The 22,212-nt window shown below is 50.0% G+C and carries 22 protein-coding genes; 16 read left to right on the forward strand and 6 right to left on the reverse strand.

Going from position 1 to position 22,212, the window contains the following annotated elements:
- Positions 1–7 precede the first annotated feature (7 nt).
- Positions 8–610, reverse strand: coding sequence for a YqiA/YcfP family alpha/beta fold hydrolase (locus tag AC3QL0_RS01945; protein WP_493009829.1), 603 nt, complete (start codon positions 608–610; stop codon positions 8–10).
- Positions 611–620: 10 nt separating this feature from the next.
- A complete protein-coding gene (mpl, locus tag AC3QL0_RS01950) occupies positions 621–1,985 on the reverse strand; it encodes a UDP-N-acetylmuramate:L-alanyl-gamma-D-glutamyl-meso-diaminopimelate ligase (protein WP_493009830.1) in 1,365 nt (454 codons plus the stop codon).
- 92 nt (positions 1,986–2,077) lie between these two features.
- Between mpl and AC3QL0_RS01955 the strand changes: the two genes are divergently transcribed.
- The 8 genes from AC3QL0_RS01955 (at position 2,078) to AC3QL0_RS01990 (ending at position 8,639) form a co-directional block, all read left to right on the forward strand.
- Positions 2,078–2,578, forward strand: coding sequence for a TlpA family protein disulfide reductase (locus AC3QL0_RS01955; protein ID WP_493009831.1), 501 nt, complete (start codon positions 2,078–2,080; stop codon positions 2,576–2,578).
- A 94-nt stretch (positions 2,579–2,672) separates the two neighbouring features.
- Complete coding sequence (gene aroQ, locus AC3QL0_RS01960) at positions 2,673–3,107, forward strand: type II 3-dehydroquinate dehydratase (RefSeq protein ID WP_135864296.1); 435 nt, start codon at positions 2,673–2,675, stop codon at positions 3,105–3,107.
- An 85-nt stretch (positions 3,108–3,192) separates the two neighbouring features.
- On the forward strand, positions 3,193–3,648 hold the full coding sequence (accB, locus tag AC3QL0_RS01965) for an acetyl-CoA carboxylase biotin carboxyl carrier protein (protein ID WP_493009832.1): 456 nt from the start codon (positions 3,193–3,195) through the stop codon (positions 3,646–3,648).
- A gap of 4 nt (positions 3,649–3,652) precedes the next feature.
- Positions 3,653–4,999: an acetyl-CoA carboxylase biotin carboxylase subunit gene (gene accC, locus AC3QL0_RS01970; protein ID WP_493009833.1), complete on the forward strand. Its 1,347-nt coding sequence runs from the start codon at positions 3,653–3,655 to the stop codon at positions 4,997–4,999.
- Positions 5,000–5,060: 61 nt separating this feature from the next.
- Positions 5,061–5,981, forward strand: a complete 921-nt coding sequence (gene prmA, locus AC3QL0_RS01975; RefSeq protein WP_493009834.1) for a 50S ribosomal protein L11 methyltransferase — start codon at positions 5,061–5,063, stop codon at positions 5,979–5,981.
- A gap of 16 nt (positions 5,982–5,997) precedes the next feature.
- Positions 5,998–7,137, forward strand: a complete 1,140-nt coding sequence (locus tag AC3QL0_RS01980; protein ID WP_493009835.1) for a zinc-ribbon and DUF3426 domain-containing protein — start codon at positions 5,998–6,000, stop codon at positions 7,135–7,137.
- A 4-nt stretch (positions 7,138–7,141) separates the two neighbouring features.
- Positions 7,142–8,083 (forward strand): carbohydrate kinase family protein, encoded by a 942-nt coding sequence (locus AC3QL0_RS01985; RefSeq protein WP_493009836.1) that lies wholly within the window; start codon positions 7,142–7,144, stop codon positions 8,081–8,083.
- Between the two features lie 49 nt (positions 8,084–8,132).
- A complete protein-coding gene (locus tag AC3QL0_RS01990) occupies positions 8,133–8,639 on the forward strand; it encodes an outer membrane lipoprotein (protein ID WP_493009837.1) in 507 nt (168 codons plus the stop codon).
- A 48-nt stretch (positions 8,640–8,687) separates the two neighbouring features.
- Here the strand turns inward: AC3QL0_RS01990 and AC3QL0_RS01995 are convergent, their stop codons facing one another.
- Positions 8,688–9,512 (reverse strand): IclR family transcriptional regulator, encoded by an 825-nt coding sequence (locus AC3QL0_RS01995; RefSeq protein ID WP_493009838.1) that lies wholly within the window; start codon positions 9,510–9,512, stop codon positions 8,688–8,690.
- Positions 9,513–9,761: 249 nt separating this feature from the next.
- Between AC3QL0_RS01995 and AC3QL0_RS02000 the strand changes: the two genes are divergently transcribed.
- The 5 genes from AC3QL0_RS02000 (at position 9,762) to AC3QL0_RS02020 (ending at position 16,050) form a co-directional block, all read left to right on the forward strand.
- The gene (locus tag AC3QL0_RS02000) at positions 9,762–10,541 is read left to right on the forward strand and encodes an enoyl-CoA hydratase/isomerase family protein (RefSeq protein ID WP_493009839.1); all 780 of its coding nucleotides are present in this window, start codon (positions 9,762–9,764) and stop codon (positions 10,539–10,541) included.
- 69 nt (positions 10,542–10,610) lie between these two features.
- Complete coding sequence (locus tag AC3QL0_RS02005) at positions 10,611–11,669, forward strand: ABC transporter substrate-binding protein (protein WP_493009840.1); 1,059 nt, start codon at positions 10,611–10,613, stop codon at positions 11,667–11,669.
- 11 nt (positions 11,670–11,680) lie between these two features.
- Positions 11,681–12,739, forward strand: a complete 1,059-nt coding sequence (locus AC3QL0_RS02010; RefSeq protein ID WP_493009841.1) for an ABC transporter ATP-binding protein — start codon at positions 11,681–11,683, stop codon at positions 12,737–12,739.
- Between the two features lie 9 nt (positions 12,740–12,748).
- Entirely contained in the window at positions 12,749–14,515 is a 1,767-nt protein-coding gene (locus AC3QL0_RS02015) for an ABC transporter permease subunit (protein WP_493009842.1), read from the forward strand.
- Positions 14,512–16,050: a class I adenylate-forming enzyme family protein gene (locus tag AC3QL0_RS02020; RefSeq protein WP_493009843.1), complete on the forward strand. Its 1,539-nt coding sequence runs from the start codon at positions 14,512–14,514 to the stop codon at positions 16,048–16,050. Before AC3QL0_RS02015 ends, AC3QL0_RS02020 begins: the two co-directional genes overlap by 4 nt.
- Before the next feature lie 75 nt (positions 16,051–16,125).
- Here the strand turns inward: AC3QL0_RS02020 and AC3QL0_RS02025 are convergent, their stop codons facing one another.
- Positions 16,126–16,701 (reverse strand): YggT family protein, encoded by a 576-nt coding sequence (locus AC3QL0_RS02025; protein WP_493009844.1) that lies wholly within the window; start codon positions 16,699–16,701, stop codon positions 16,126–16,128.
- A 97-nt stretch (positions 16,702–16,798) separates the two neighbouring features.
- On the reverse strand, positions 16,799–16,948 hold the full coding sequence (locus AC3QL0_RS02030; RefSeq protein ID WP_493009845.1) for a hypothetical protein: 150 nt from the start codon (positions 16,946–16,948) through the stop codon (positions 16,799–16,801).
- A gap of 338 nt (positions 16,949–17,286) precedes the next feature.
- Between AC3QL0_RS02030 and AC3QL0_RS02035 the strand changes: the two genes are divergently transcribed.
- From AC3QL0_RS02035 to pntB, 3 genes are all read left to right on the forward strand, one after another.
- Complete coding sequence (locus AC3QL0_RS02035; protein ID WP_493009846.1) at positions 17,287–17,787, forward strand: hypothetical protein; 501 nt, start codon at positions 17,287–17,289, stop codon at positions 17,785–17,787.
- A 213-nt stretch (positions 17,788–18,000) separates the two neighbouring features.
- Positions 18,001–19,539 (forward strand): Re/Si-specific NAD(P)(+) transhydrogenase subunit alpha, encoded by a 1,539-nt coding sequence (locus AC3QL0_RS02040; RefSeq protein WP_493009847.1) that lies wholly within the window; start codon positions 18,001–18,003, stop codon positions 19,537–19,539.
- 11 nt (positions 19,540–19,550) lie between these two features.
- Entirely contained in the window at positions 19,551–20,927 is a 1,377-nt protein-coding gene (gene pntB, locus AC3QL0_RS02045; protein ID WP_493009848.1) for a Re/Si-specific NAD(P)(+) transhydrogenase subunit beta, read from the forward strand.
- 17 nt (positions 20,928–20,944) lie between these two features.
- Here the strand turns inward: pntB and AC3QL0_RS02050 are convergent, their stop codons facing one another.
- Positions 20,945–22,210: a sensor histidine kinase gene (locus tag AC3QL0_RS02050; RefSeq protein WP_493009849.1), complete on the reverse strand. Its 1,266-nt coding sequence runs from the start codon at positions 22,208–22,210 to the stop codon at positions 20,945–20,947.
- Positions 22,211–22,212 lie beyond the last annotated feature (2 nt).

Here is a 22,212-nt window from a genome sequence, read left to right on the forward strand (position 1 = left end):
TGGAAAACTAGGGGTGGGTAGTAGTGCGGAGTTTCTCGAGAATAAAGGCGAGAATCTCGTCCTCGTACTCTGCGAAATCAGAAATGCCGTGATCACTACCTTGTATGATTTTGCCTTGGCTACCAGCGTAATGGTCAGCCATTTCTTGCCAATTTAGAACCTCGTCGCCTGTGCAGGCTAATAGATAGTAGCGCTGCGGATCTTTTGGGGGGTGTTCGGCTAATGCTTCGAGTTCAGCGACGTACTGTTCTAGAAAGTGGAACGGTTCGTCGCTATGAAATAAGGTGTGTGAACCCACGTGTTTTCGTAGGTCGCGCGCTGCATGTACTACTGGGTTCAATAATACAGCCGGAGCGCGATAGTGTTCAGCTAAATGTGCGGCGTAATAACCGCCTAGTGATGAACCCACCACAACCAGAGGTTGGTCTGGTGTGGTGGCTTGGTGTTGTGCAATGAGCTGGTGACACAAAGCAATGGTTTCCGCTGGGCTAGCAGGTAATTGTGGGCATACCCATGAGTTTTCTAGCCCTAATGCTCGTAGTCGCGCTGCCAAGCGCTGTGCCTTGAACGAAGAGGGGGAAGAGCGGAACCCATGCAAATAAAGAATCATGATGTGTACGTTAGACTGTAGTGGACAACGCGTTCAGTAGTTTTTGGTGTATGCCACCAAAACCGCCATTACTCATGACCACAATATGATCACCGGGCTGTGCTTGACGGACGATGGCCTGAATCATGGTATCTAAATCATGCCATACCGAGGCTTTATCACCCAGTGGGGACAGTACGAAGGCCGCGTCCCAACCTAGCATGTGTTTACCTTGGGATTCACCGTAGCAGAAACTAAGATCAGCCTCTTGCAGTGCTGTAGGGAGTCTGGCTGCCATGGCGCCAAGCTTCATCGTGTTAGAGCGTGGCTCAAGTACCGCCAGAATGCGGGCATTGCCTACTTTGGCACGTACACCTTCTAATGTTAGAGCAATAGCAGTGGGATGGTGAGCAAAGTCGTCGTATACCTTGATACGGTTGACCTCACCGCGCAACTCCATGCGACGCTTCACGCCTTTAAAGTTAGACAGTGCTTCACATGCAACTTCTGCCGAAACGCCTGCGCTTTGTGATGCAGCAATCGCCGCCAGCGCGTTGAGTACGTTGTAGGAGCCGGTAAGTTCCCATTGGATACGGCCACATAACTTTTGCTGATGGTAGACCAGCAAATCGCTGCCATCTAATTCAGCATGCCATTCACCACCGTTACCAAAGCGGGTAACGGGTGTCCAGCAACCACGTTGCAACACATGATCTATATTAGTATCTTGTGCAGGTGCAATGATTTGCCCTTCGGCAGGGATGGTGCGTACCAAATGATGGAATTGGGTTTCGATGGCAGACAGATCCGGGAAAATGTCAGCGTGATCGTATTCCAGATTGTTCAAAATGGCCGTGCGTGGACGGTAATGCACGAACTTGGAACGCTTATCGAAGAAAGCCGTGTCGTATTCGTCGGCTTCAATCACGAAATAGCGTTGTTCAGGTTGGTAGCGTGCTGATAAGCCCAGATCGGGGGCGACGCCGCCAATCAAGAAGTTAGGCTGCAAGCCCGCGTGCTCTAGAATCCACGCCAACATAGAACTGGTAGTGGTCTTACCGTGTGTGCCAGCTACAGCGAGTACATGTTGGTTACGCAGTATGTGTTCACCTAGCCATTGAGGGCCAGAGATATAAGGTAGTCCTTGGTTGAGGATGGCCTCCATCAGCGGGTTACCGCGTGACACTACGTTACCAACTATATATAGATCAGGGTTGAGTTGTGTCTGGCTAGCATCAAAACCTTCAATCAGTTCTATGCCTTGCTCTTCCAGTTGGGTACTCATGGGGGGATAAACGCCTGCATCACAACCAGTGACGGTCATGCCAGCAGAACGAGCGATCAGGGCCAAACCGCCCATGAATGTGCCGCAAATGCCTAAAATATGTACGTGCATGGGAAACCTCCGGCGTTCATTGTAGTCAGTTATGTATTGGCTTGGGTAGAGTGTGTACAGTAGTATTTAGGCAGTTCAAATTGAGTAGAAACATGGATAGACGCAATTTTATGAAAGCCTGTGCGGCAGCCGGGCTATATGGGTCAGCAATATCATCAGTATGGGCCACTGATGTGACAGCCAGCGGTTTCTACCAGCAGTCATTTACCACGCTGGATGGCGAAAGCCGTGGCATGGAAGATTACCTGGGTAAACCGCTGTTGGTGAACTTCTGGGCGACATGGTGCCCGCCTTGCGTCAAAGAGATGCCAGATCTTGATGCTCTGAGCAAAGAGTTTCCGGATGTGCGTTTTCTGGGAGTTGCCGTCGATACCACTGCAAATGTGAACAAGTTTCTGCTGAAAACTCCAGTCAGTTATGACATTTTGGTGGCAGGCCATCGTGGCATACAAATCATGCGCGATTTGGGTAACCGACAAGGTGGTTTACCGTACACGATGCTGTTTGATGCTGAAGGTAGTGAGCAGCATCGCGTATTAGGGCAAATTAGTAAGGCATCTTTAGCATTAGAATTGGCAAGCCTCGCCGGGTAGGCGTAGAATTGTGCGGATGCTATGATGCGGTATTTATAGACATTTAGCGCATTTTGGCGTAAAAAGTCGAACTGTCTCCACGAAAAGATAAAGCATGGCGCAAAACATTCTGGTTCTGCATGGGCCCAATCTGAATCTGCTCGGTATGCGTGAACCCGATATTTACGGGCGACAAACCCTGGCTGATATCAATACACATCTACTGGATGTGGCTACTGGTATGGGAGCTCAATGCCATGTTTTTCAGAGCAATCACGAAGGTGCTCTGGTAGACCGCATTCAAGCGGCTGCTGGTGAACGCATCGATTACATCATCATTAATGCTGGTGCCTACACTCACACCAGTGTGGCGATTCGTGATGCTCTGGCTGCAGTATCCATTCCTTTCGTGGAGGTTCATCTTTCAAACGTATATCAGCGGGAAACTTTTCGCCATCACTCGTATCTGTCTGCGATGGCTAAAGGTGTTATTGTGGGGCTGGGTGCATATGGCTATGAAGCTGCATTGCGCTTTGCTTTGGCACAATAAGTTTCGCTAATGGATATGTCCGATTTGACCAATTTTTTCCGCACCGTATCAGCTTTAGCCTGAGGCGGTGTAGCAGGAAGCACGCATGGATCTTAGAAAACTCAAAACCCTGATTGACCTAGTAGCAGAATCCGATATTTCTGAGCTGGAAGTAACTGAAGGTGATGGCAAAGTACGCATCGTTAAAGCGTCTGCTGCTGCCCAGCAAGTAGTGTATGCAGCCCCTCAAGCGGTTGCTCCTGCTGCTGCACCAGTTGCTCCCGTTGCTGCTGCACCTGCCGCTGAAGCTGCACCTGCAGTGCAAACTGGCCATGTGGTGCCTGCACCAATGGTTGGTACTTTCTACCGTGCGCCTAACCCAGGTGCTGCACCGTTCGTAGAAGTAGGTCAGTCCGTGAAAGAGGGTGATGCCCTGTGTATCATTGAAGCCATGAAACTGCTGAACGAAATCGAAGCAGACAAGAGCGGTGTGATTAAAGAAATTCTGATTGAAAACGGTGAACCCGTTGAATTTGGTCAACCTTTGTTCGTGATCGGCTAAGTCCATGTTTGACAAGATCCTCATTGCCAACCGGGGCGAAATCGCCCTACGTATCCAGCGCGCATGTCGTGAAATGGGCATCAAAACGGTGGTGGTGCACTCGGATGTTGACCGTGAAGCCAAGTATGTACGATTGGCTGACGAGTCCGTGTGTATTGGTCCAGCGCAGGCTCGTGATAGCTACTTGAGCATGCCCGCCATCATTTCCGCCGCCGAAGTCACCGACGCTGAAGCCATTCACCCTGGCTACGGTTTCTTGGCTGAAAACGCCGACTTCGCCGAGCGTGTGGAAAAATCGGGGTTTGTTTTCATCGGTCCTCGTCCTGAAACCATTCGCCTGATGGGCGATAAGGTGACGGCCAAGAAAACCATGATCGAAGCAGGTGTGCCGGTAGTACCGGGCTCTGCTGGCGCATTGCCGGATGACCCTCAAGAAATCACACGTATTGCTCGTGACATCGGGTATCCCGTGATTGTTAAAGCCTCTGGTGGTGGCGGTGGCCGCGGTATGCGCGTGGTCTTCACCGAAGGCGCATTGCTGACAGCCGTCGCGACAACGCGTACTGAAGCTGCAGCAGCGTTTAACAATCCCGAGGTATACATGGAAAAATACCTCGAGAACCCACGTCACATTGAAATTCAAGTGATGGCTGATGGTGGCCGTAATGCAGTGTGGCTAGGCGAGCGTGATTGTTCCATGCAGCGTCGTCACCAGAAAGTTATTGAAGAAGCGCCTGCTCCAGGTATTCCACGCAAGCTGATCGAACGTATTGGTGATCGCTGTGTAGATGCATGTAAAAAGCTGGGCTATCGCGGTGCAGGTACATTCGAGTTCTTGTACGAAAACGGCGAGTTCTACTTTATTGAGATGAACACCCGTATTCAGGTTGAGCACACTGTGACAGAAATGATCACAGGCTTAGACTTGATTCAAGAACAAATTCGTATTGCTGCCGGCGAGAAATTCACTCTGCGTCAACGTGATATCGTGTTTGAGGGCCACTCTATCGAGTGCCGTATCAACGCTGAAGATCCATTCAAGTTTATTCCTAGCCCAGGGAAAATCACCAACTGGCACACACCAGGTGGCCCAGGCGTACGTATGGATTCGCACGTGTACTCTGGTTACACAGTTCCGCCTAATTATGATTCCATGATTGCGAAGCTGATTACCTACGGTGCAACACGTGAACAAGCGATCGCACGTATGTCTATCGCATTGTCTGAAATGGTGGTGGAAGGTATCAAAACCAATATTCCTCTGCATCGCGAACTGATGCAAGATGGTGCGTTCCGTGAAGGCGGGGCCAGCATCCACTATTTAGAGCAAAAACTTGCCCAACGCCCATAAGGCAAACGGTAAAATAAGAACAGGGGTTTAGTACCCCTGTTTTCTTTTGGTGGAATAAATTATGCGAGAACTGATACTGCATTGCAGCGAACAACAGGCTGAGAGCTTGTCCGATGCCTTGCTGGAGCTGGGCGTGCTTTCGGTGTCGGTTGAAGATGCTGATGAGCACACCGATCAAGAAAAACCGTTGTTTGGTGAGCCAGGCCTAGAGCCTGAAGTATTGGCATGGCAGCGTAACCGTGTGGTAGCGCTATTGCCAGAAGACGTAGAGCCCGAAGATATGGTGGCTCAGCTTCAAGAGCATGTGGATATCTCTGTGCCGGCTAATGCATGGTCGGTGCGTGAAGTTCCAGATAGCGATTGGGTACGTATTACTCAAGCGCAGTTCGGCCCCATCCGTGTGGGCGAAAAAGTATTGATTGTGCCCAGCTGGCACCGTGATGATCCTGACTTGGTTATGCCAGATCAAGGCGATGAAAGCGGTGTGCGTATAGAGTTGGATCCAGGTCTAGCTTTTGGTACGGGTAGTCACCCCACCACGCACCTGTGTTTGCACTGGTTGTCTGACGCCAACTTGGCTGATCAGCGCGTACTGGATTACGGCTGTGGTTCGGGGATTTTGGCTATTGCTGCTAAAAAACTGGGTGCCAGTTCCGTAGACGCGGTAGATATAGACGAGCAAGCTGTTAGCTCCACAATCTACAACGCTGAAGTCAATCAGGTAGCTGTGAATGCAAGTCTGCCTGATGCCTTAGAAGATGGGCAGTACGATGTGGTAGTGGCGAATATTCTATCTGGCCCGCTAAAAGTGATGGCTTCTATGCTGTGCGGACGTGTACGTCCGGGCGGCTACTTGGCATTGTCTGGTATTTTGGATTGGCAAGCCGAGGACCTGATTAAAACCTATGGACAGTGGATTCCCATGGAGGTATGGCAAGAGCGCGAAGGCTGGGTATGTTTGGCAGGTCGCCGACCCGCTTGATTAGGTAGTGATGGCTATGGAACTGGTTACGCTTTGTCCGCATTGTCAGACGCGTTTTACGGTAAACGTTGAGCAGTTGCAACGCCGTAAAGGGTATATACGTTGTCCACAGTGCGCAGCCATTTTCGATGGTTTTGAGCAGGTAGTTCCTGAAGGGCCGCAACCGCAAACGCCACGTTCAGTGACGCAAGCAGATGGCTTACAACAGTGGCAGCCTGAGCCTACCCCAGCTCCCGTTAGCCGTACTCCATTAGTAGAAATACCACAGTCGTTTGTTCCCGTAGAGGAAGAGACGGCTGAGTACGATGAGACAGACTACGTTGATGATCAGGACGATTACGACGATCAGGATGCTCAAGAAGACGCAGAAGAGCAAGAATCAGAGCCAATCGTAGACAACGTAGAATGGATTTCTGCTCGCTACGAACCTCCTGCGGATGATGAACATCATCAACCTATTTATGAAGATCCTGATGATCATCGTGAAGAGGAAGACAGGTTCTTTGTGTCACCACGAAGTGGTGCAGCAGCAGCCCCACGTGAGCCAGCATGGCGTATAGGTGCTGGGCAAGATGACGAGTCGCCGGTGTTTATTGCCAGTGGCCGTGCACGCGACGAAGAGCGTCCCTATCACCGTTATGATGAGCCCCACGACCTGCCGCGTAGCTTTAGGCTAGCCAGATTGTTCTGGGCACTCGTGGCTCTGCTACTCTTAGGTGTGTTGGCGGTGCAAGCCCTGTATGTATTTCGTTTGCAAATAGCCAGTGCCGTACCGATGACGCGCCCTGTGTTGGAAGCATTGTGCGAAAAATTAGGCTGCACAGTACCCTATGTACGTAATATTGCTGATATCAAAGTGGTTTCGTCGGCGTTGCAGGTACAGCAAGCAGGTTCGGGCAATAGTGTGCAGCAATATCAGCTACGTGTACGTCTGCGTAATGCCGATGATCAAGCGCAAGAATGGCCAAGTTTGGTGGTGACGTTTACCGATGTGGCTGCAGCCGTGGTGGCACGCGTGGAAGTATTACCCAAACAGTATCTGACTGCTCAACAGCTAGAACAGCCTTTTGCGGCACAGTCGGAAATTGAGTTTGTGTTGCCGGTGCAATCAGCAACACGCATCAATGGTTATAAAATCGATAAATATTTTAGGTAGGCTTATGTCTGAGCGAATTCTGGTATGTGGGTCGTTGGCTTTTGATACTATCACGGTATTTGAAGGGTGCTTTAAAGATCACATTCTGCCTGATAGTGTGAAATCACTGAGTGTGTCTTTCCTAGTTCCTAGCATGCGTAAAGAGTACGGCGGTTGTGCTGGGAATATTTCCTATAACCTGAACTTGCTGGGCGCTCAGGCAGTACCTGTGGGCACTATTGGTATAGATGCTCAAGATTACCTGCAATACCTGAATAATTTGGGTATTGATACCAGCATGATTCAGATGCGCCCCGAGACGTTCTCGGCGCAGTGCCACATCACTACCGACTTAGACGGTAATCAGATTGCAGCCTTCCACCCCGGAGCGATGCAATACTCTAGCGAGAATGACCTGTCAGGCCAAGAGGCTGGTTGGGCTATTGTGGCCCCAGATTCTAAAGCAGGTATGTTTGCCAATGCAGAGCGCTTGCACCGTCAAGGCACTCCGTTTATTTTTGACTTGGGCCAAGCAATGCCTTTGTTCGATGGTGACGACCTGCAACGGATGATCAGCATGGCCAGTATTTTGACTGCAAACGACTACGAAGCTGAAGTCATTGAGCAACGCACACAGCGCTCTATTACTGACATCGCCAAGGGGTTACAAGCAGTAATCATTACGCGTGGTGCCGAAGGTGCTAGCCTGTATACTGACGGTCAGGAAATCACCATTGCTCCTATCGCTGTGAGCGATTTGGCTGACCCTACAGGATGCGGTGATGCGCATCGCGGTGGTTTGCTTTACGGCTTGGCAAAAGGTTGGAGTCTTTACGATTCTTGTTGCTTGGGTAATGTGATGGGTGGGATTAAAATTGCATCCCAAGGTCCTCAGAATCACCAGCCTTCGCGTGCAGAGATCAGTGCATTGCTGAAGCAACATTACGATCTGGATGTGAAATTCTAAGGCGTAGCGCCTTAAGGGCATCGTTCCCGTATTTAATAATGGAGTACCTATGATTAGTCTAGCAACAAAACAAGGCGCAGCACGACGTTTTGCTGCGGTTGCCTTGGCCGTGTCTCCTTTAGTGTTCTTGGCTGGTTGTGCCAATAAATCTGCATCCAGCAATGTGTATACCTATGGGCAAGCACAACGCGAACAAATTGTGCGCATGGGTACAGTGATTTCTAGTCGCCCTATCGTCATTCAAGACGAACAGAGTTCTGGCGTAGGCATGGGTGCTGGCGCGGCGATTGGTGGCGTTGCCGCAAGCACTATTGGTGGTGGTCGTGGCCAAACGTTGGCGACTATTGGTGGTGCGTTACTTGGCGGTTTGCTGGGTAATGCCATTGAAAATCGCGTAGGTAAAACAGACGGTTTGGAAATTACCGTACGTTTGGATAACGGTGAAACTCGCGTTATCGCCCAAGAGGCTGATATCCAGTTTGTACCTGGTCAACGCGTACAGTTGTTGAGCGGCACAGGCCCAACTCGCGTGGTACCTGCTCCGGCGCAGTACTAATACTGCAGCAGTTACAAAAAACGGGACACTACATCGTGTCCCGTTTTTTTATTCCCGACTGGAAATAGCACGTCCAGCTTCTATCAGTAACGAGGCGATGCGTAGCTCATCGTCCGGGCCTTTCCAGCGCGATAGTGACACAGCTATATTGATTGCACCCACAGGTCTATTGTCGGAATTCACAATCGCCACAGCCGTGGAAATATCGCCCAGATACAGCTCGTTTTCTGCATGCGCATAACCTTTCATGCGTATGTCTTCTAAGCGCTTCAGAATGCTAGGTTTGTCGTAGATGGTGTGCTGTGTATAGGGCACCAGCTCAGACGCATCCAAAATAGCTTCTGCTTCAGCGGTAGGCAGTGCGGCCAGCATGGCCAACCCTGACGACGTACAGTAAGCCGGTAGACGCGTACCAACAATCACTTCAGGTGTTAGCACGTGACGGCTCACAATACGCTGCAAATACACAATTTCAGTGTTATCTAACGTCGAAAAGTTGACGGTTTCTTCTGTTTCTATGGCCAGTTGCTGCAAAAACGGTGTAGCACGACTTACTGAGTCATTAGAAGAAATGTACTGATGCGACAGGTCCAGCATACGAGGCGACAGCTCATAGAGCTTTGACTCCTCATCTTTCATTAAAAAGCCTAAATGCTGCAGCGTAAATGTAAAGCGCTGTGTAGCGCTGATGTCCAATTTGGATAGTTGAGCAATCTGCGATAACGACAGTTTGCGATGTTTATGGTTGAACACTGCCAGTACCCGAAATGCTTTCTCTACCGAGTTCACGAACAGCGACGACTCGGTAGGGGCTTTGACGGCACGACGACGTTTTGGGGACTGAGCAGCAGTTTGGGAAGAGTTCACAGTCATGTTTGAGTGTTTGTAAATATTTATCGCATAACAATAACATGCGATTTTTCTGTTTTCAACGCAAACCAAAGTCTACGTTCTTATGTGATTGTTATAGAAGAAATTTTACTTATTGTTGATGTTTTTCCTTTTATGCATCGGGGAAGGAATATGTCTCTGTTAATGGATTTCCCTAGTTTTTTTACTTTTACTAAGAAAATATCATTGTTTTCACTAACAATTAATCGCTATGCAATAAAAGGTTATTTTATGAGCAATAAGTTTATCGAGACAGAAAAAATTGGCAACGTTGCAGTGATCCGTTTGAACCGACCAGCGAAGCTAAACGCATGGCATGGCGCGATGCGCGAAGAAATTATGCAGGCGCTAAAAACCTTTGATCATGATGACAGTGTTCGCTCATTGATCATGACGGGTGCTGGCAATCGTGCGTTTAGCGCGGGTCAAGATTTGGAAGAAGCGCAAAACTTTGACGTCAGTGATTCAGGGGTATGGATTCAGTCTTGGGAACGTTTTTACGATGTGCTGCGTAATCTGCAAAAACCATTAGTAATGGCGTTGAACGGTACCGCTGCAGGTTCAGCCTTCCAAGTCACCTTATTGGGTGACGTACGGGTTGCGCACGCAGGCGTGAAAATGGGCCAGCCTGAAATTAACTCCGGTATTGCGAGCGTGACTGGGCCGTGGATCATGAATTTGATGTTGGGTATGTCCAGAACCATTGAGCTCACTTTGACTGGCCGCATGATGGAAGCCGACGAAAGTCATCGTATTGGTTTGATTCATCACTTGGTGGCAGAAGACCAAGTGTTTGCTAAAGCGTTGGAAGTAGCCCAAGAGTTAGGCGCTAAGCCGCCTGTAGCGATGCGCTTGAACAAGCAGCGCTTTAGAGAAATGTCTGCAGCCAGTTTTGCAGAAACAATGGATGCCGCCACACGCCTACATGCCGAATCGTATGCCAGTGGTGAACCTGTACGCATGATGGAAGAGTTCTTCAAAGTGCGTAGAGATCGTAAAGCCGCACACTAATCTACATACCTAAAAATCAGTTGTGGCTGTGCTGTGAAGAACCACTAAACGAGTGCACTGGAGAGAGACATGGATACACCTAAAAGTATGATGCGCCGCCGAATATTACAAGCCACAGGCGGTTTGGCATTGGCGGGGACTGGCCTAGGCGCGTGGGCCAAAGACCAAAAACTTATCGTTGCTGACCCTGGTGGTCCGTACTCTGCAGCGTACCGTAAAGCCTTTTACGATCCGTTTGAAAAAGAAACGGGAATACGTGTGGTGAACGTGGCGCGTGAGGCGCAGCCAGTGGCTCAGATTAACGCCATTGTGCAGACCAAAAACTATATTTGGGATGTGACCACACTCACCCTGTCGGCAGACATTCCGTATTTGGAATCGCAGAACTTGTTGGAGCCTTTGGGCTTTACGTTAGCCGACGTGCCAGGGTTGATTCCAGAGGCGCTAACGTCTACATGGATGGGTGTGGATATTTATTCCACGGTATTGGCCTATAGAACCGACAAGTACGGTGAGCAAGGCCCACAGACATGGGCTGATTTCTGGAACGTAGAGAAGTTTCCAGGGCGTCGCTCGCTGCGTCGTAATCCGCTCGATACCTTAGAGCAAGCGCTCATGGCAGATGGTGTACCGATGGATCAACTCTATCCACTGGATGTAGACCGCGCTTTTCGTAGTCTGGACAAGATCAAACCGCATATCGCTATTTGGTGGACATCTGGTGCACAAGCTATGCAAGCCATCCAAAACGGTGATGTAGACATGATTTCCACATGGAATGGGAGGGCGCAAGCTGCTATAGATAATGAGGCGCCTGTCAAAATCGTGTGGAATGAAGGGTTGTACTCCATCGAAGGGTGGGGGATTCCTCGCGGCACACCACGTGCCGACATAGCCAAACAGTTTGTACGTTTTTGTGCCGATAAACAGCGCCAAGCTTTGTTCACCGATGAGCTGGCATATGGGCCTACCAACCAAGAAGCGTTTGAGTTTATTTCTCCAGAACGGGCAGAAATCCTTCCTAGCGCACCACAGAACTTTACAAACATGGCATTGCCAAGCCCTGAGTGGTGGGCAGCGAACCGTCAGGAAGTGACGGAGCGCTTTAACAACTGGATTATTTCTTAAGAGTCTCTGGTATGTACAAGTTGGAAACTAAAGGTCTCGCCAAACGTTATGGCGAGACGGACGCTCTGTTGCCTACAGATTTGCAAGTGAAGGCAGGTGAGTTCCTGACCTTGCTAGGGCCATCAGGCTCGGGCAAGACCACGTTGCTGATGATGATTGCTGGTTTGGTGGACCCTAGCGGTGGCCAACTACTGATTGATGGGAAAGATGCCACCCATGCCGCAGCAGGTCAGCGCGGCATAGGGATGGTGTTCCAAAGCTATGCCTTATTTCCGCATATGAATGTGTGGGACAACGTTGCCTATGGTTTGCGTATGCGACAAGTTAAAGGCGCAGCGTTGAACTCAGCAGTAGAGGACGCGTTGGCCATGGTCAAGATGAGTGACTACGCCAAACGCTTGCCTAAAGAGTTATCGGGTGGGCAGCAGCAACGGGTAGCACTGGCGCGATGCTTTGCTTACCGTCCATCCGTGGTGCTGCTGGATGAGCCTCTGGGTGCGTTGGATAAAAAACTGCGGGAACACATGCAGCTGGAAATCCGCCGTTTACACGATGATTTAGGTGCCACCTTTATTTATGTGACCCACGATCAAGACGAAGCGCTGACCATGAGTGACCGCGTCTGCTTGATGAATCAAGCTCGTATTGAGCAACTGGGTACCCCACAAGAGTTGTACGACCGCCCTTGTTCACGTTTTGCTGCCGACTTTATTGGGCAGTCCAACCTCTTAGATGGATGTATGACAGCCACGCAAACCTTTGCAGCGGGTGCATACAACCTGTCAGTAGAGTCGGCCTATGTGCCAGCGAACCACCACCACGAGGCGTCTACGTTACTGGTACGTCCAGAAATGGCCGAGCTAGTCACACCTGCAGACGGTTTCGTACAGGGCACGGTAGCTGAAATGGTGTTTCTGGGTTCAGAGATACGCGCACGCGTGAAGCTGGATGGGATGGCAGACTCTGACGAATTGTTCAGTGTTCGTTGCCATAGACGTCATGCAGCAAGTTTGGGTGACAAGGTGGGCATTCGTTGGGATGTAGCCTCTACCAGTGTGCTGATGCAGTAGGAGCAAGTCATGAACAATAGGGCTGCGACGCTCTCGTTAAGTGAGCCTAGACCATCCAAACTGCGAAAAAACTTACGGGTATGGCTGCCAGCTTTGCCAGCCATCGTTTTTTTGGGTGTCTTTTTTCTATTACCGGTACTGCAAATTCTGCAGGGCGGGTTTATGTCTGCCGAGGACGAGTTCAGCATTAAGCAGTTTGCACGACTGTTTGAAACGCCGGTATACGTCAAAGTGCTGTGGACAACCTTTGGTATTTCCGTCTTAACCGCTGTATTTTCAGTGGTGTTTGGCTATCCCATTGCGTTGCTACTGAGTAGCTTCAATGAGCGCCGCAGGAACCGCTGGTTACTGTGGATTATGCTGCCGTTTTGGACCAGTTATCTGGTGAAAACCTATGCATGGATGCTGCTGATGTCACGTAGTGGGGTATTGACCAGCGTGGCCGAAGCCTTGGGGCTGATTGATGGCAATGCGTCCTTGATGCCTTCGTTGTCAGGCGTGCTAGTGGGTATGGTGCATGCCATGTTGCCCTTAGCCGTGTTGACCATGCTACCTATTATGCAAGGCATTAGCAGACAACTGGGACAAGCCGCTGAAACCTTGGGTGCAGGTAGAGCAACAGGTTTTCTGACCATCTTCTTGCCGCTTTCTATGCCGGGTGTGGCCGCCGCCGGGTTGTTGGTGTTCATTACTAGCTTGGGCTTCTTTATTGTGCCTGCTTTGCTGGGTACGCCACGCGAAACCATGATTGCCCAGTTGGTAATTTCTTCCGTGCTGGAGCTGTTTGATCTGAAGTTTGCAGGAGCGTTATCAACGGTATTGCTGTTGTGCTCCATTGTGGTGTTCTACGTGTATGACCGTATGGTGGGGTTGACGTCCTTAGCCGGTGCCGAGGCCAAGCGCAGTAGTAAGTCTGGCTCCGGAATGATGCTGAAACTGTTGCTGTTTATAGGCCAACGGTTGGATAGATTCTTGCCGCTCGCCTCGCCAGCCTCATCATCGTCGAATCGTGTGCTCAATGGTTATACCTGGCTGATTCTGCTGTTTCTAGTGTTGCCCGTCATTATTGTTGTGCCCATTGCGTTTACTAAGAATGCTGTTGTGGCGTTCCCGCCAGAGCTATTCAGCCTGCGGTGGTTTAAAGAGTTCTTTAACTCTTCGGTGTGGCAAGCCGCGGTGATTCGTTCTTTTGGCATAGGGCTGACGACGGCATTTTTAGCGGTGGTACTGGGTTTTGGGGCCACCTTTGCGTTGACTAAATTGCCTTCCAAATGGACCAAGCTGTTGTTTGGGGTGTTTGTTGCACCGTTAATCGTGCCTCGTATCGTGATTGCCATCGGCTTGCTGTACTTGTTTGCCAGCACTGGCTTAGTGGGCACGGATCTGGGGATGGTGATTGGTCACACCGTGTTGGCATTGCCTTATGCGGTGGTCACGTTATCGGCAGGATTGCGGTTGTTTGATTGGCGCTTGGATGATGCTGCACGTATTTTGGGTGCGTCCGTGATGGCGCGTCTACGTACGGTGATTTTGCCATTATTGGCTGGCAGTTTAGCGTCAGCGTTTTTGTTTGCATTCATCGTGTCGTTTGATGATCTGACCATCGCTATTTTTGTCAGTGGCGGTATCAACACCACGTTGCCTAAACAAATGTGGGATGACATCCAGTTGGCGGTAACGCCTACGTTGGCAGCGGTATCAACAGTATTGCTGATTGTGGTGACTGCAGTGATTTCAATTTCTTCCTATTTCAAAAACAGGCGTAGTGGACTATGAACGGTTTTGAGCAGTATTTTGCAAAACGTATAGAAAATGATCAGTGGGATGTGGTGCCGCTCTTGTACCGAGGGCTGAGTCAAACTGCTGAGCAAGATGTGATTGAGTTTGAGTCTGTGCCGCTTTCTAGGAAACAGTTAGGGCAACAGGTAGCGGGATTCCAGCAATGGTTGGCGGCGCGTGGCATCCAAAAAGGGGATAGTGTTGCAGTCATGCTGAGCAACACAGCCGAGCATATAGCGTTGTTGTATGCACTGATGTTGTCTGGGGTGATTTGGATTCCTGTGAATACCAAAGTGAAGGGGCCAGGCGTACGTTACATCGTAGAGCATGCCGTGCCATCCTTAATTATTGCGGAAGCTGAATTTGCCGAGGTGTTGGCTGATGCCGGAGTCAGCGCAGAGGCCTGGGTAGAACTGCAGCATATACAGATAGCGAGTGATGCGGTGTTGCAGAATCCTGCTATTGCGCCATCGGACACCTTATGCATTATCTACACATCGGGAACCACTGGTGCGCCTAAAGGCGTGGTGTTCACCCATAGGATGATGCGTGTAGCCAGTGAGGCGGCGATTCAGGTTGCAGGTGTCAAAGAAGGAGCACGCTTGTTTTTGTGGGAGCCCTTATGTCACATAGGGGGCGCACAGATGTTGTTGGTGCCGTTCTTAGAGCGTGTTTGCCTACTGATTGTGAAGCGTTTCTCAGCCAGTCGTTTTTGGTCGCAATGGCAAGCAGCCAGAGCTACCCATTTACATTATCTAGGTGGCATTCTGGATATTTTGGTGCGATTACCGCACGACGAAGTACCAGAAGGCGCAAGCATTCAAACGGCATGGGGGGCTGGCGTTTCTAAAAATGCATGGCAAAGCGTGCAAGAGCAATTAGGCTGCGAGTTACGCGAGTGCTATGGCATGACGGAATGCTCCAGTTTTGCCACTTTTAATGCATCCGGGAAACCAGGCTCTATAGGTACGGCGTTGCCGTGGATTCGGGTAGAACTACTGAATGACGAAGGGCTAGCCGTTGGCGAGGGTGAAATTGGTCAGATGGTGCTGTCCAGTCCGCTAGAGGGCGTGTTTTTACCTGCCTATTTGCATAACCCAGAAGCCACACAAAAAGCGTTAATACAGGGCAAGCTCTACACCGGTGATGCTGCATGGCGTGATGCGGATGGTGATCTATTTTTTGTAGGTAGAAAAACCGATAGCATGCGAGTACGCGGTGAAAACGTCTCGGCATGGGAAATTGAGCGGGTTTTTGCCGAGCATGATGCCGTAGAAGCCTCTGCAGCGGTAGGGGTAGCTAGCGACATTGGCGAACAAGAAATCATGTTGTACGTGAAGTTCAGACCCGATAGCGAGGTGGAATGGAGTACGCTGATAGAGTGGGCAACTAAGAAACTGGCGTCGTACCAAATGCCGCGTTTTTACCGTGTAGTAGATCGTTTCGAGCTAACACCGAGTGAACGCATCAAAAAGCATTGTTTGGATAAAAATAGTGCACTGGCTTGGGATAGACTCGCCACGGTGGCATGACAGCAGTAACCTAGGCATATTAAAAAAGCCCGCAAAAGCGGGCTTTTTTGATGGGGCGTTGTAGCGGGCAAGCACTTAGAATGCGCCAGTAAAAACGCCTAATTTCAGTCTACCCAAAATAAAGATGCAGATTTGGGCCAGTACCAGCAATGCCAATGGCGAGAAGTCAAAAGCGCCAGTGCGTGGCAACAGTCTGCGTATGGGGTTCAGCAATGGTGCTGTCAGCGTATTGAGTATAGGCATGACAGGCGCCATTGGGTTGATCCAAGACAGCAGAGCTTGAATCAATGTGACCCACAACACCATGTTGGCAATCCAGCCGCCTACTGTGAACACAGCTGACAGCAATGCACGCAGCCAGAAGTCACTTGGCACAAACAAACCGGCATCGGTGAGCAGCAGCAAGGTCAAGGCGACGTGTACGTAGGCCACGATGTAGGCGGCGGCAAGACTTGGCCAGTCTACGTGTTGTTGATTGGGGATGAATCGGTGCAAGGGGAGTACCGCCCAATCAGTCACTTTGAAAATGGCTTGGGAGTAGGGGTTAAATGGGTGCAGGCGTATGGCATACAACCATGCACGCAGCACAAAAGCTATGCCCAGCAAACTGAGGGCAATATTCGCAATAAAGTACAAAATATCAGTGAACATGGCAGAGAGCGAAGAAAAAGCAGAAAGGGTAGATCCAGAAGGTCAAAAAACACGGGCCAGTCTTGATGCGCTGGCCCAGATGTTTTTTGGTCTTACCTTATGGGCGGTTACCGGTAGGAAACGGCCAGGAACCTGCAGGGTTCACATCACGCTTTGCGGCGGGTGCTTTCGTGGCAGATTTGGCAGGTTTTTTGGTAGCCGCTGCTTTGCTAGCGGTGGTACTGCTGGCTTTTTTTGCTGTGGCCATAGTGAGGCTACTCCTTGCGTGTAAGTCATAGCAGTGGCGAGGTGGCAAATGCCGGCACACTGGCTATAGAGATTCAATCATGCCTATTTTACAGGCATGAGTCTGCTTTCTAGTGTCCTATTTTAGTCCTCTCTGCGGTTAATGTTTTAGCTACCTACAGAGAAATACCTAGGGCCTCTCTAGGGTAACAAAATGTAGGTGCTTACAGTGTGTAGAGAAATTCCCATATAGGGCAGGCAAAGGCTATGAGCTGAGGTAGAATATTTTGCTAGGACACAGAGATAGTGCTCTGTTCAATACAGTATTCGCAAAGGTGACTTATGCGTGCAGGCGCACAGATGAAGCGAAAAGGGATGAATTACCTGGCAGGTTTGGCAACACTGGTTTTGGCTGGTTGTGTGACTATGCCTACTGAAACACCAACTACTCAACCTACTGCGCCAGTGGAAACGCGTCCTACCGCGTGTACACCGGCTAGCCCAGAAGATCCGGTGATCGGGAACTGGTTGAGCAAGCGTAACGAAAAAGGTATTAAAGGCGAGCTGCGTACACTGGTGACGCTGCAGGCTAATGGGCAAATGCTGTATACCGAGCAAGTGAAACGTCCACGCCAACCGTCCCAAGGATTATCCGAAGCCGGATGTTGGGTACGTGATGGCCAAGCTGTGGTGCTGCAAACCTTGGAGTCCAACGGTTTGGCGGTAGAGCCGGATGATCCGTTGTTCACTAACCGATTCGTGATTGAGCGTCAGCAAGGTAAACGATTGGTAGTGCGTTCTGAAAGCGGTACACGCTACAGCCTAGAGCAGGTGTCCCCAGGATACCGACTGCCGTTCTAAGTCAGTCATTAAGCTGTTTCCATCAAACCCCTGTTAGCGTACGGTTAACAGGGGTTTTTCTTGGTCATTACACAACACTTTAGTTGTAGATATGTGCTGTTATAGGGGTGATGTTCGTATCGCACAGCAAAAGACTTTATCGCACACAAAAAATCGTTAATTATTTTAATAGCCTAATCAATAGGTATAGCTCACCGCATAAGGATGATAACGATGAGAATAGGGATACCCAGGGAGACAATACCCGGTGAAACACGAGTAGCCGCTACACCTAAAAGTGTGGAGCAACTACTGAAGCTGGGTTTTGATGTGGTGATAGAAACTGACGCAGGAAAAGCCTCCAGTTTTGATGATGCACTGTACAGCGCTACTGGCGCAACGGTAGCGGATGCAAGCAGCGTATGGGAATGCGAATTGATTTATAAGGTCAATGCGCCTACTTCCCTCGAAATTCAGCTCATACAACCCGGTACTATGCTGGTGTGCTTTATTTGGCCAGCCCAAAACCCCGAATTGTTGCAAAGCCTACAAGCAAAGCAGATTACTGTGTTGGCCATGGATATGGTGCCGCGTATTTCTCGAGCACAAGCGATGGATGCCTTGTCGTCCATGGCGAATATCAGCGGTTATCGAGCGGTAGTTGAAGCAGCCAGTGCATTCGGGCGCTTTTTTACGGGTCAAATTACCGCCGCTGGAAAAATGCCTCCTGCCGAGGTGTTGGTGATTGGTGCGGGCGTGGCAGGGTTAGCTGCTATAGGGGCAGCTCGTCAACTAGGTGCGATTGTGAAAGCCTTTGATACCCGCTTGGAAGTGGCTGAACAAATCACCTCCATGGGGGGCCAGTTTTTGAAGTTGGATATCCCTGTAGAAAATACGGGTAGTGGTGATGGCTACGCCAAAACCATGAGTGATGAATTTATCGCCGCCGAGATGAAACTGTTTGCTGACCAGGCGAAGCAGGTAGACATCATCATCACGACAGCAGCGATTCCTGGTAAGCCAGCCCCTAAACTGATTACTCGCGAAATGGTAGACAGCATGAAAGCGGGTTCGGTGATCGTGGATTTGGCCGCGTTAACGGGCGGAAACTGCGAATACACCGTGCCAGGCGAAGCCATTACGACGGCAAACGGCGTGACGGTAATTGGTTATACCGATTTGGCCAACCGTTTAGCAGGTCAAGCATCGCAGTTGTATTCAACGAACTTGGTGAACTTGGCTAAATTGCTCGCACCCGCTAAAGATGGTGTGGCGGTGCTAAACCAAGAAGACGTAGTGCTGCGTAATATGCTGGTCTGTCACCAAGGCGAGCTATTGTATCCACCGCCACCTATTCAAGTGTCGGCAGCACCTACGCAAGCTAAAGTCGCTAAACCGACTGAGGCCGTTGCCGCACCGCCCATGGCGCTGTGGAAAAAATTACTGGCAGTGGGCGTAGGTGGGCTGTGCTTCCTATGGTTGGGCGCGAATGCACCCGCTGCATTCTTGAATCACCTAATTGTGTTTGTGTTGTCGTGTGTGGTGGGCTACTACGTGGTCTGGAATGTCACACACTCTCTGCATACGCCATTAATGTCGGTGACCAATGCGATCTCCGGCATTATTGTGGTGGGGGCTTTATTGCAGATAGGTCAAGGCAATGGTTGGGTGTCATTTCTAGCTTTTATTGCCATCTTGATTGCTAGTATCAATATTTTCGGCGGGTTTTTTGTGACTCACCGCATGCTCAAGATGTTCCGTAAAGACAAATAAAAGGAAAAGAAATGTCTCAAGGTCTAGTAACAGCTGCTTATATCATCGCAGCATTGATGTTCATCCTGAGTTTGGCGCGTTTGTCCAAGCAGGAAACCGCACGTAGCGGTAATTACTTTGGTGTGGCTGGCATGACGCTGGCGTTGATCGCGACAGTTTTCAGCGATCAAGCCTCTGGTTTTGGCTGGATTATTCTGGCCATGCTCATTGGTGCAGCTATTGGCCTGATCCGTGCTCAGCGCGTAGAAATGACCCAGATGCCTGAGCTGATTGCATTACTGCACAGCTTTGTGGGGTTGGCAGCCGTATTGGTGGGCTATAACAGCTACGCCAATGCCGACAGCGTATCCCCTGATATGCACACTATTCACTTAGTAGAAGTGTTTGTGGGTGTGTTTATTGGTGCTGTGACATTTACAGGGTCGTTGGTGGCGTTTGGTAAGTTAAATGGCCGTATTTCCAGTAAACCTTTAGTGTTGCCGCATAAACATAAGCTGAATTTGGCTGCGTTGGTGGTCGCGTTCTTGTTGTTATTGGTGTTTGTGAGTGCCGATGGTTCTACCATTGCCTTGCTGTTGATGACGCTGATTGCGCTAGCTTTTGGATGGCACTTGGTGGCCTCTATTGGTGGTGCGGATATGCCCGTAGTGGTGTCTATGCTGAACTCTTACTCTGGGTGGGCAGCAGCGGCAGCTGGGTTCATGCTAGAAAACGACCTGCTAATTGTGACGGGGGCGTTGGTGGGTTCGTCGGGTGCGATTCTGTCGTACATCATGTGTAAAGCCATGAATCGCTCATTTTTGTCAGTGATTGCGGGCGGTTTTGGCACCGAAAGTGGAGCGTCAGATAGCGCCGAGCAAACTGGCGAGCACCGCGAAATCCAGCCTGCCGACGTGGCTGATATGCTGAAAAATGCACGCTCTGTCATCATCACCCCCGGTTACGGTATGGCAGTGGCTCACGCACAAAATGCGGTGTCTGAGATCACCGAGTTTTTGCGCCAAAAAGGGGTAACGGTGCGCTTTGGCATACACCCTGTAGCGGGGCGTTTGCCGGGACACATGAACGTCTTGTTGGCTGAGGCTCGCGTACCTTACGACATCGTGTTAGAAATGGACGAAATCAACGATGACTTCGCCAATACGGATGTGGTGTTGGTGATCGGTGCTAACGATACGGTGAACCCAGCAGCCGCTACTGACCCGCACAGCCCTATAGCTGGCATGCCGGTATTGCATGTGTGGGAGGCACAAAACGTGATTGTGTTCAAACGCTCTATGAACTCCGGTTATGCAGGCGTGCAAAATCCGCTGTTCTATAACGAGAACTCGTTCATGTGTTTTGGGGATGCCAAAGCAACGGTAGAGCAGATATTAAAAGCGCTATAAACCATTCAAAGGCCTGTTTAACAACAGGCCTTTGTTCCTTGCGGGCTGGCGTCAGCGTAATGTATGTAGACGCAATGGCCATTGGCATCGTGCTGTATGTGTAAATCCCAGCCCAGCTTCTCACACAATAAGGTCACGATGTAGAGTCCAAGACCGCTACTGCCTTTTTGAGGTGGGGTGGTAGATAATCTAGTCACAGGCAGCCCAGTACCTTGGTCACAGATGCCTATGTGTGTGTGTTCTAAGGTGATGGTGATGGGGCCGCTGGTGTGCTGTAAGGCATTGTGTATCAGATTACGCAGCAAAATTCTGACCAACACAGGGTTGCTGATGAGTAGTACTTCTGAGGACGGCGCTTGCAACGATACCCGTTGGTTGGTGTCATAAAAGTGCGATGTATCTTGGATAATCTCTTGTACAGTTTGCGTCAGCGCAATGGATTCTATAGGAATATCTTGGGCGTCTTGGCGCGACAGTTTCAGCAGCGCATCCACGTTATCCGCCATTTCCGCCGACGCACGACGAATTCGCAGCAATGTCTGTTTATCGTTAGGTGATAACTGATTACGGTGCTCAATCACATCTAAGGCACCCGACACCACTGCAATAGGCGTGCGTAGTTCGTGACTGGCTAAGCTAAGTAGCTGCTGCTCACGAGCAATGAAGGACTCTATTTCAGTCAGAAATAAGTTCATGGTCACGGCAATGTGATGCAGTTCCTTGTCTTGGTAATGTAAATCCAAGGGTGGGATTTTTTTTCCAGTGGGCAACGAGGCAATTTGTTCGCTCAGTGTTTTCAGTGGCGAAATCAGTTTGCGGCTGCTCCAGTACGCCAGTAGCAAACTCAGCAGTACCATCCCTATCATGATGGCGGCGACGGTAAGCAATAAGTCTGATTCGCGCTCTTCGAAAGCGGTAATGTCACGTGCCCAGTACAGAGTGCCTTGCTCAGTCTGTTCTACATTGATCAGATAGGTCTTATTGCCCAGAGTGACTTCTGCCTTAGTGTGTTGATCCGTAGGTGAAAAAGGGGCGGGTAATGCTTCAGGTATAGGAGTACCAGTAGGCACAAAGGCAATTTTGTTCAGTGATCCATCCCAAATGAACAGGTTTTGCTGATGTTGAGCATTTAAAAGTTCAGGCGGAATGTGGTCTGCCTCTGCACCCAGTAAGACATCCTCTAGGTTTTCATTGGTCAGCAGCACAGTAATGACAGTCACCAGCATGCTGATGACCGAGAGTGCAAACAGGGCTTTGTAAATTCTAGAGGAAATGCTTTTCATGG

The organism is Paenalcaligenes sp. GW821-LYS-B07-1 (genome assembly GCF_058803365.1).